We start from the raw sequence: 10,377 nt of genomic DNA on the forward strand, positions 1-10,377 counted from the left end.
CGGGCGGCGGCCCGCACGGCCCCGCCGCAGGGGCTGGAAAATCCCCCCCGGCCGGCGTTTGAGGCGCGGGGTCCGGGGCGGAGCCCCAGGGGCCTCGGGCGCAGCCCGGGCCCGGCGGGTCAGGGCGGAGCCCTGGGAACGGGGGAAGGGCGGGTAGGGGACCAGCGCCGCAGGCCCCACCCCCCCGCACCGGCGTGCGGAAACGCCGACGGCCCGGACCCCCCGTCAGGGGACCCGGGCCGCAGGAAGTGCCGCGCGCCGCGTCAGAGAACGTCGGCCGCGATGTTCTCCGCCACCCGCTCCAGCAGCGGCCCCGCGTTCGGGATGGACACCGCCGGGTCCGGCTCGAGGTCGGTCAGCGGATAGGCCCGCCGGATCCCGGCCGCCGAAAGCGCCTCCTGCGTGAGCAACAGCCGGCCGCAGACCGCGACGACCGGCTTGCCCGCCGCGCGCGCCGCCGCGGCGACACCGGCCGGAGCCTTGCCGTGCAGGGTCTGCTCGTCGAGCGAGCCCTCGCCGGTGATGACCAGCGTCGCCCGCTCCAGCGCCGGCGCGAAGCCGAGCACCTCGAGCATCAGCTCGATGCCGGGACGGAACGACGCACCGAGCAGCAGCGCCCCGTAGCCGATGCCGCCCGCGCCACCCGCGCCGGGCGAGACCGCGGCCTCCGCGGCCAGCGAGCCGATCGACTTCTCCAGGACCACCGCGAAGTGCGCCAGCGCCGCGTCCAGCGTCGCCACGTCCTCGGGCGACGCCCCCTTCTGCGGGCCGTAGACCGCCGGAGCGCCCTTCGGACCCGTCAGAGGGTTGTCCACGTCGCTCGCGAGGACGAAGTCGACCTCCTTGATGCGGGGGTCGATGCCCGACAGGTCGGCCGAGGCCAGACCCGCCAGCGCGCCGCCGCCCGGACCGACCGGTTCACCGTTCGCATCCAGGAACACCGCGCCCAGCGCCGCGAGCATGCCCGCGCCGCCGTCGGTGGTGGCGCTGCCGCCCACACCGAAGACGATCGAGCGCGCTCCCGCGTCGAGTGCGGCCTTCAGCAGTTCGCCGGAGCCGTAGGTGGTCGCCGTCAGCGGGGCGAAGACACCCGCCGGCAGCAGCTGGAGGCCGGAGGCCTCCGCCATCTCGACCACCGCGGTGCCCTCGCGCAGTGCGAAAGCGGCCGTGACCTGGTCACCGAGCGGTCCGGTGACCCGTACCTCCCGGCGTTCGAAACCGGCCGCCACAGCGGCCGCGACCGTACCGTCGCCGCCGTCCGCGACGGGGAGGGTCTCGATCTCCACGCCCGGTACGGCCTTGCGAAGGCCGGCCGTCACCCGCTCCGCGACCTGAACGGCCGTGAGCGAGCCCTTGAATTTGTCCGCGGCGATGAGCACGCGCGCGGTCTCAGTTACTGCTCCGTCCGTCACCTTGCTAATCCCTTGCTATCGAACAGTGCAGTCGCGCCACCCATGAGCCTATCCGGAGGATCCTCCTATGCCCATGGGTGGCCTGGGCCACACCCGGCGCGGCATACGACTAAATCGGTATATACGCCTGCATAGTGTGGCCGCATGAGCACGGATTCACTGGAACAGCCACGTCCGGATTCCCCAGGTGGGGGGTCCGCAGGGCCGGATGACGGCACTCCCGACCGCACCGTCGTCACCATCGGAGTGATCTCCGTCCTGGCCGTCGTCGCCTGGGCGGCGCTCGGCAAGAGCTCCTTCGACTCGGCGTCGAGCACCGCGCTGGCCTGGGTGCTGAACAACTTCGCGTGGCTGTTCGTGATCGCCGCCGACGTGTTCCTCGTCATGTGCGTCGTGCTCGCGATCAGCCGGTTCGGCCGGATCCGCCTCGGCAAGGACGACTCGGAACCCGAGTTCACGAACCTCGCGTGGATCGCGATGATGTTCAGCGCGGGCATGGGCATCGGCCTGATGTTCTACGGGGTGGGGGAGCCGCTCACCCACTACCTGAACCCGCCGCCCGCCAGCGGAGCCGCCCCCGGAACCGGGGACGCGGCCCGCGCCGCACTCGACTACTCCTTCTTCCACTGGACCCTGACCCCGTGGGCGATCTACGGGATCGCCGGCCTCGCCCTCGCCTACGCGACCTTCCGCAAGGGCCGCGGCAACCGGCTCAGCTCCGCCTTCGTCCCGCTGATGGGCGAGGAGCGGGCCAACGGCTGGCAGGGCAAGGCCATCGACCTGCTCGCCGTGTTCGCGACCGTCTTCGGCACCGCCACCAGCCTCGGCCTCGGCGCGCTCCAGGTCTCCAAGGGCCTCAACATCACCACCGGGATCGAAGACTCGACCACCGTCGAGCTGATCATCATCGTCTCCCTCTCCGCCGCCTTCGTGCTCTCCGCCTTCTCCGGCCTGCACAAGGGCGTCAAATGGCTCAGCACGATCAACATCGTCCTCGCCGCGGCCCTGATGCTCTTCGTCTTCGTCCTGGGACCGACCGTCTACGTCCTCGACGTGATCCCGGCGAGCGTCGGCAGCTACCTGCACGACCTGCTCCCCATGGCCACCCGTACCGGCGCCTTCACCGACAGCGCGTGGCTCGGCGCGTGGACCATCTTCTACTGGGCCTGGTGGCTCTCCTGGGCGCCGTTCGTCGGCACCTTCATCGCCCGGATCTCGCGCGGCCGCACCATCCGCGAGTTCCTCATCGGCGTCCTCCTGGTCCCCAGCGGCGCCACCGTGATCTGGTTCTGCGTCATGGGCGGCACCGCGATCCGCCTCGACTCCACCGGTGTCGCCGACATGGCCTCCAAGGTCAAGGAGGGCACCGAGGCCTCGCTGTTCGCGATGCTCGACGCGCTCCCGCTCGGCTCGCTCACCTCGTGGATCGCGATGGCCCTGGTGATGACGTACTTCGTCACCAGCGCCGACTCCGCCTCCCTCGTGATGGGCTCGCTCACCAGCCGGGGCTCCCTGCACCCGCCGACCTGGCTCGTCGTCACCTGGGGCGTGCTGATGGCCGCGGTGGCCGCCGTACTCCTCGTCGCGGGCGGCCTGAAGTCCCTCCAGACGGCCACCATCCTGGTCGCGCTGCCGTTCGTGATCGTCATGCTGCTGCTCTGCTGGGCCCTGGTGAAGGAACTGCGCGAGGACCCGGGTGCGGGACCCGTCCGCCACCACGCCCTGCACGGGCTGCGCGACGCGGTCAAGGCCATGGTCGGCGACGCCATCACCGAGCAGGGACCGGCCCGCCACCCCCGGCTGCGGCGCGTCGCGGAGTCGAGGAACCGCGACCGCGACGACTCCCCGGGCGACCCGGGAACCGGGCAGGGCTGACCCGCCGTCCGCTCCGCCGGTTCCACCGGATCGACCGAGCACGCGAAAGGGCCCCGGCACTCGGCCGGGGCCCTTCCTCGTTCACGTGCGGTCAGCCGGTCAGCGGAGCTCGTAGACGGCGACCTGCTCATTGTCGAACACCTTCGTGGCGAGCTCTCCCAGACGCGGGGACTCGTGCCCCGACGGACGGTGCACCACCACGTAGCGCACGTGGTACTCGTCGTGCAGCCGGCGCAGGATCTCCTCCGTCGGGCGGTACACGGCGCTCTCGTTGAGCTCGAACAGTGCCTGGTCCCAGAACGGGCCCAGGTAGGAGACACCGCCCTTGGTCTTCGCCACCATCCGGGGCGCGTACGCCCAGCCCTCGATCAGCACCGACCGCTCGGAGTAGGCGCTGAGCCACCAGGAGCGGGTGTTCTCGCACTTGGCGCCGCGGGTGTAGTTGTCGAACTCCCAGCAGTGGCTGTTGGTGGCCAGGATGTCCTCGGGGTCGCTGTGCGCGCGGACCCAGCGGGCCGCCTTCACCTGCGAGGCGGGCTGGGTCCAGGTGCTGTCCCAGATCTGCTGCTTGGACTGCAGGACGTCGTGGAAGACGCCCGGCGCACCCGCGGCGAGGACCGCGGTCAGCAGCACCATGCCGCCCCGGCCGCGCAGCGCGGGCCACACCCGGCCGCCGGCCCACCACAGGAGGCCGCCGACCAGCGCGATCACGGCCAGCACCGCGGCCGTCACCGCCACGGGCAGCAGGAAGTGGTACGGCTTGTGCGTCTGGTCGTGCACGAACGTGCGCAGGACGTAGGCGTTCCACTCGGCCGAGTAGCGGTAGAGCGCCCAGGTGAGTAGGGCGACGGAGGCCACCGTGGCCACGGCGAGCGCCGCCTTCGCCCGGCGGGGCAGCGCGGCGCGTTCGAACGCCTCGCAGAAGCCCCAGGCCGAGAGGATCGCCCCGAAGGGCAGCGCGGCCATGGTGAAGTAGCTGGCGTTGTAGCCCTTGACGACCAGGTAGGCGCAGGGACCCGCCACGGCGGAACCCAGCAGGAACCACTGGATGGGGTCCAGCTTGAACTTCCGGCGCCAGATCAGCGGGAACATGCCGACCGTCTTGAGCTGGTGGGTCAGCACGAAGACGGCCACCGACGTCACGATGAGCACGGCCTTGAGCAGCGAGGAGTGGCCGTGGGACGGGTCGAACCAGAAGTCGTTGAAATTGCCCAGCAGGACGATCTGCAGGCCGTAGGTCTCGAACCTGAAGATCACCGCCGTCGCGAAGAACAGGGCCCCGACGAGCGCCCCGACGAGCCCGACCACGGTCCACGGGACGCGCCGGTTCGCGATCAGCACCACGAGGCCGGCGACCGCCAGGCCGGCGAGGGTGACGGGCAGCGAACTGGCCTTGGCCGCGCTGGAGGCCAGCGCGAACATGGCGACCAGGACGAAGACCCCGCGGCCGAACCGGGGGGCCGGATTGTCCTGCTCGCCGGCGCCGGTCATGCGCAGCCGGCGCAGCGCCTCGCCGACGACGCCCAGCAGGGCGATCAGCAGCGGCTGGCTGTACGTGTAGGACTGGCTCGACCAGTACATCAGCCGCAGCGACGGGGCACCGAAGAACCAGGTGTTCACGTTGTTCGGGTAGACCGCCGTGAACTCGGTGATCACGAAGAGCAGGGCGGCGGCCAGCGGGCCGGCCCAGGCGCGGCCGGTGAGCCGCCGGGCCACCACGACGACGAGTACGACGGCGAGCGCGGCGAGCGCCGGGACCATGAGCCGTGTCTGGATCACCGGCAGGTCGACGTGCCCGACCAGGGAGCTCATCCCCATGTGGGCGAAGGAGAACCAGTGGTAGTTCAGGGGTTCGCCGGCGGCCTGCGGGAAGGTCAGCGGGACGTTCTGCTTCGCGTTCGCGGCGAGCGACAGCATGTAGGGCAGGTCGGCGAAGATCCGCGAGGACTCCGTGTCGGACAGCACGGGGTACTTCGACAGGAAGTCCTCGTAGAAGTACCAACTGGTGAACATGACCAGCCCGGAGACCGTCCAGGACCAGCGCAGGGAGGTGCGGGCGTAGCCGCGCGGCCGCCAGTGCCGGCGCAGTGCCGGTACCGCGACGAAGGGGATCACCACGGCGAGCGGCCAGGCGGTGGCGTACGACTGGAGCCCGAGGGAGACCACGACGAACCAGGCGACCAGCTCCAGCACGAGGCCGGTGGCGGCGCCGTACGCCAGGTCCTCGAGCAGTGTGTACGGCCGTCGCCGCAGCGCCCGGAACACCAGGGTGCCCGGGAGCATGACGCCCCAGAGCGCGTAACCGGTGTACCGGGCGATGTCGTTCGGCGAGGTGTCGGAGAGCAGCAGCAGCGCGACGAGGAGGAGGTATGCGGTGACGCCCGGCAGGAAGCGCCAGAACCGGTGCGCCAGGGGCTGCTCGGTTCCGTCCGCCGGGTTCGCGGCCCCGGCCCGTGCGGCCGGGGCCGACGGTCGTGAGGCGGCGTATTCAGTTGTGTCCATACCGTGGGTTCTTCCTGTCGGCTGTGCGTCGGCCGGGCGTGGGCTCAGGCCGCGTACTCGGAGTTCCTGGCGCCGTGGGTGGTGTTCTCCTGCTCGGCCGAGTCGTAGCCGACGAAGTAGGCGGGCCGGGCCTGGACGGCCGAGTAGATCCGTCCTATGTACTCGCCGAGCAGGCCGACGCAGACGAGCTGGACGCCGCCGAGGAACACCATGCCGATGAACAGCGAGGCCCAGCCGGGGACGGTCGAGCCGAGGGCGTACTGGACGGCGGTGTAGACCCCGAGGAAGAAGCAGACCACGAAGCTGAGCAGGCCGAGCCAGGTGGCGAGCCGCAGCGGGGCCGCCGAGAAGTTCGTGATGCTGTCGATGGCGAGGCGCACCATCTTGGACAGCGGGTAGTGCGTCTCGCCCGCGACCCGCTCCTCGCGGACGTAGACGACCTCGCCGCTGCTGAAGCCGAGCCACGGCACGAGCAGCCGGTAGACCGGCTGGTGCTCGGGCAGGGACTTCAGGGCGTCGACGGCGGCACGGCTCAGGAGGCGGAAGTCGCCGGCCTGGTTGGGCATGTTCTTGCCGACGAGCTTGCGCATCAGCCAGTAGTACGCGCCGGCCGTGCGCCGCTTGAAGAAGGTGTCGGTGCCGCGGTCGCCGCGGACGCCGTAGACGATGTCCAGGTCCTTGTCGCGGGCCAGCTCGTACATCTCGACGATCTTCTCCGGCGGGTCCTGGAGATCGGCGTCGATGCTGACGACGTACTCGCCGTAGGCGCGGTGGATGCCGGCGGTCAGTGCGGCCTGGTGTCCGGAGTTGCGGGCGAAGCGCACGATGCGCAGCTCGGGCCAGTCCTGGCGGATCTTCTGCATGATCACCGGGGTGGCGTCCGTGGAGCCGTCGTCGATGCCGACGACCTCGTAGCTGATGCCCATCCCGTCCAGGATCGGACGCAGTCGGGCCACCGTGAGCGGCAGCGCTTCCTGCTCGTTGTAGATCGGGATGACGACCGACAACACGGGAACGGGGTGGTTGACCTCGTTGTGCGTCGAGGCTGCTGCGTTGTGCATGGGTGGTCGCCTGTCCCCAAAACTTGAGAGCGTAAAGACCCTGGCGAGAGCGCCGAGGATCTGACCGGGTGTGAACTGGCCGATCGGAAGCTGTGCGGCCGGGCCGGACGGTCGGCCAGAATATCATCTTGACCGACCGGTAAATCGACCGTCTGTGCGTTCCCGGCGGCCGCCCGGGGCCTTGGTGCGCGGGGCCCGCGGACTCCTCCCGCCGCCCCGGAGCGCCTGGGTAGGGTGGCCGCGTGACCACCACGGATGACTACGCCACCTACATCGCGAGCCTGCCCCGGGTGCTGGCCGGCGCGGCCGCCCTGTACCGGGACGCCGAGGGCCGGGTGCTCCTGGTCGAGCCCAATTACCGGGAGGGCTGGGCCCTTCCCGGCGGCACCATCGAGTCCGACGAGGGGGAGTCCCCGCGCACGGCCGCCCGCCGCGAGAGCGCCGAGGAGATCGGCATCGATGTGCCGCTCGGCCGGCTGCTCGCCGTGGACTGGAGCCTCGGCCCGGGCCGGCCCCCGCTCGTCGCCTACCTCTACGACGGCGGCGTGCTCGACGCCGGGCAGCTCGCCTCCGTCAAGCTCCAGGAGGAGGAGCTCGTCTCCTGGCGGCTGGTGGATCCGGCCGAGCTGACGGACTATCTGCCGGGTTCGCTCGGCCGTCGCGCCGAGGAGGCGTACCGGGTGCTGCGGTCCGGCGAGAGCACGGCCGAGCTGGAGAACGGGCGCCGGCCGCAGGCCTCGTAACCCTCGGTCCCGGGACCCGCGCCCACCCGCCCCGCTCGTTATTTCGCGCCTACACCGGGCAGGACAGAATTCAGCAGATGATCACGATGTACGCCTGGCCCAGCACCGCCGACGGGCCCGACGCCCTGCCCATGGTCCACTTCACCACCGATCAGCAGGCCGGCGGCGAGGTCACCCCCGACGGGGTGCCGGTCTGGATGTTCGACACCGCGATCCGCGACGGCGGCTGGGCCCTGTTCACCGATTTCGAGGCCTGGTCCGTGCCGGCTGCCGGATGGCAGGCCTTCTACCGCCGCGAGGACGACGTCCTCGCCGTCACCGGGCCCGGCTCCTGCGAGGGCTGGTACCAGGGCGGCCTCGGCGCCGACGCGGAGTGGGTGGGAGCGGCCGCGGCCCAGCAGAGCGTGGTCCTGCTCGCGGCCCCCGTCCAGCACCCGTCCCTGTACGCCTACGCCGTCGAGGCCGGGGCGGCCTTCGCCCTCCTGGTCCCGCTGGTCGTCGTCTAGCCGGTCGTCGTCCGGCCGACGCGGCCCGGCAGGAACCGCGCGTCAGAGCTGCTCGGCCCCGGACTCGAAGGCGAGCAGGCGCACCTTGCGGTCGATGCCGCCGCCGTAGCCGGTCATGGAGCCGGACGCCCCGATCACGCGGTGGCACGGCACGATGATGCCGACCGGGTTCTTCCCGTTGGCCAGGCCCACCGCGCGCGACGCGTTCGGCTTGCCGAGCTTCGCCGCCAGCTCCCCGTACGACCAGGTCTGCCCGTAGGGGATGCGCACGAGCTGCTCCCACACGCTGCGCTGGAAGTCGGTGCCCTCCAGCCGGACCGGCACGTCGAACTCGGTGAGCTCCCCGGCGAAGTACGCGGTCAGCTGCCGCACCACCTCGGGGAAGGGCTCCTCGCCGGCCGCGACCCGCTCGCCGAAGGACTCCTCGGCCGGCCGGTGGCGCTGCCCGGTCATGTAGAGCCCGCTCAGGACGCCGTCGGTGGCGACGAGGGTGAGCGGCCCGTAGGGGCTGTCGACGACGGTGTGCTGCTTGCTGCTGGTCTTGCTGCTGGACATGGTCCTCGTACTCCTCGGAGGTCAGGCGGGCAGGAAGTTGACGGCGTGGTCCTCGGTGGCCCACAGGTACTGCACGGCGTACGCGCGCCAGGGCCGCCAGTGCGCCGCGCGGGCGGTCAGGGCGGCGGGCGTGGACGGCAGCCCGAGCGATTTCGCGGCCCGGCGGATCCCCAGGTCGGAGGGGATGAAGGCGTCCGGGTCGCCCAGCGCCCGCATCGCGATGATCTCGGTGGTCCACGGCCCGAACCCGGGCAGCGCGGCCAGCCGCGCACGGGCGCTGTCCCAGTCGCTGTCGGCGGAGAGCCCGATCGACCCGTCGGCGAGCGCCGAGACGAGCGTGGTCAGGGTGGTGCGCCGGCTGACCGGCAGGGCCAGGGACTGCGGGTCGAGCCCGGCCAGGGCCTGCGAGGACGGGAACAGGTGCGTCAGCCCGCCCTCGGGATCGGGGTCCGTCACCGGCTCGCCGAGGGCGTTCACCAGACGGGCCGCGTGCGTACGGGCCGCCGCGGTGGACACCTGCTGGCCGAGGACCGCCCGTACGGCGAACTCCTCCGCGTCGACCGTACGGGGCACCCGGCGCCCGGGGGCCTTGTCCACGAGCGGGGCCAGCAGCGGATCGGCGCGCAGCTGCTCGTCGACGGCCTCGGGATCGGCGTCGAGGTCCAGGAGCCGGCGGCAGCGGCTGATGGCGATCGTGAGGTCGCGCAGGTCGGTGAGGGCGAGCCGGCAGGCGATGTGGTCGGGCTGCGGGGTGAGCGCGACGACGCCGGTGCCGTACGGGAGCCGGAGCGTGCGGCGGTACGCGCCCGCCCGCCACTCCTCGACCCCCGGGACGGCGGTCGCGGCGAGGTGGCCGAAGAGGTTGGAGGGGTTCAGCGGGGCGCGGAAGGGGAGCCGCAGGCTGATGGTGCCGGGCACCTGGGCCCCGGCTTGCCGCGCGCTCCTCCCGGCCCTGGTCCGCAGCTCGCTCGGGGCCAGGGCGAAGACCTCGCGGACGGTGTCGTTGAAGGTCCGGATCGAGGAGAACCCGGCGGCGAAGGCGATGTCGCCCATCGGGAGCCCGGAGGTCTCGATCAGCAGCCGGGCGGTCTGGGCGCGCTGGGCGCGGGCGAGGGCGAGCGGCCCGGCCCCGAGCTCGGCGTTGAGCTGGCGCTCCACCTGGCGGGAGGAGTACCCGAGCCGGGCGGCCAGCCCCGGAACGCCCTCCCGGTCGACGACGCCGTCCTGGATGAGGCGCATGGCGCGGGCGACGGCGTCGGCGCGGGCGTTCCACTCGGGGGAGCCGGGGGAGGTGTCGGGCCGGCAGCGCTTGCAGGCCCGGTACCCGCTCTGCTGGCAGGCGGCGGCGCTGGGCAGGAAGGTCATGTTCTCGACCTTGGGCGGTACGGCGGGGCAGCTGGGCCGGCAGTAGATCCCGGTGGTCCTGACGGCGGTGAAGAACCACCCGTCGAAGCGGGCGTCCTTCGACTGGACGGCCCGCACACATCGCTCGGTGTCGGTGTACATGCCCCCATCCTCCCGGCGGACGGCTCCCCGAGCTGGCGATTTTCCGACACCAAGCCTATCCACCGTCCGTGGCTTCCCCTCCCCGCGGACCGGCCCGCCGGCCCGCCGGTCCGTCGCCCCGCAGCCCCGCCTGCCCCGCCGGAGGTGCGGGGTGCCGCTGCGCGGAGCCGGAGTCCCCTCCCCGCCCTTCCCCCGTTCCCAGGGCACTGCCCTGACC

At 72.0% G+C, this 10,377-nt stretch carries 8 protein-coding genes; 3 read left to right on the top strand and 5 right to left on the bottom strand.

From position 1 onward, the window contains the following. Positions 1-263: 263 nt before the first annotated feature. Positions 264-1,412, bottom strand: a complete 1,149-nt coding sequence (locus ACWGDE_RS30775) for a glycerate kinase (protein ID WP_453392305.1) — start codon at positions 1,410-1,412, stop codon at positions 264-266. Positions 1,413-1,556: 144 nt separating this feature from the next. On the opposite strand from ACWGDE_RS30775, the gene ACWGDE_RS30780 reads away from it, so the two are divergent. After that, positions 1,557-3,287: a BCCT family transporter gene (locus tag ACWGDE_RS30780; RefSeq protein WP_453392306.1), complete on the top strand. Its 1,731-nt coding sequence runs from the start codon at positions 1,557-1,559 to the stop codon at positions 3,285-3,287. A gap of 99 nt (positions 3,288-3,386) precedes the next feature. On the opposite strand, the gene ACWGDE_RS30785 is transcribed toward ACWGDE_RS30780, so the two are convergent. Together ACWGDE_RS30785 and ACWGDE_RS30790 are read right to left on the bottom strand one after the other, a co-directional pair. After that, the gene (locus ACWGDE_RS30785; RefSeq protein WP_453392307.1) at positions 3,387-5,789 is read right to left on the bottom strand and encodes a hypothetical protein; all 2,403 of its coding nucleotides are present in this window, start codon (positions 5,787-5,789) and stop codon (positions 3,387-3,389) included. Positions 5,790-5,833: 44 nt separating this feature from the next. After that, the gene (locus ACWGDE_RS30790; protein WP_453392308.1) at positions 5,834-6,850 is read right to left on the bottom strand and encodes a glycosyltransferase family 2 protein; all 1,017 of its coding nucleotides are present in this window, start codon (positions 6,848-6,850) and stop codon (positions 5,834-5,836) included. Positions 6,851-7,092: 242 nt separating this feature from the next. Between ACWGDE_RS30790 and ACWGDE_RS30795 the strand changes: the two genes are divergently transcribed. Next, the gene (locus tag ACWGDE_RS30795) at positions 7,093-7,593 is read left to right on the top strand and encodes an NUDIX domain-containing protein (protein ID WP_453392309.1); all 501 of its coding nucleotides are present in this window, start codon (positions 7,093-7,095) and stop codon (positions 7,591-7,593) included. Positions 7,594-7,670: 77 nt separating this feature from the next. Further along, the gene (locus ACWGDE_RS30800) at positions 7,671-8,099 is read left to right on the top strand and encodes a hypothetical protein (RefSeq protein ID WP_453392310.1); all 429 of its coding nucleotides are present in this window, start codon (positions 7,671-7,673) and stop codon (positions 8,097-8,099) included. A gap of 42 nt (positions 8,100-8,141) precedes the next feature. Here the strand turns inward: ACWGDE_RS30800 and ACWGDE_RS30805 are convergent, their stop codons facing one another. Together ACWGDE_RS30805 and ACWGDE_RS30810 are read right to left on the bottom strand one after the other, a co-directional pair. Next, positions 8,142-8,654, bottom strand: coding sequence for a methylated-DNA--[protein]-cysteine S-methyltransferase (locus tag ACWGDE_RS30805; RefSeq protein ID WP_453392311.1), 513 nt, complete (start codon positions 8,652-8,654; stop codon positions 8,142-8,144). Positions 8,655-8,675: 21 nt separating this feature from the next. Then, positions 8,676-10,160, bottom strand: coding sequence for an AlkA N-terminal domain-containing protein (locus tag ACWGDE_RS30810; RefSeq protein ID WP_453392312.1), 1,485 nt, complete (start codon positions 10,158-10,160; stop codon positions 8,676-8,678). Positions 10,161-10,377 lie beyond the last annotated feature (217 nt).

It is taken from the genome of Streptomyces sp. NPDC054956 (assembly GCF_053609185.1).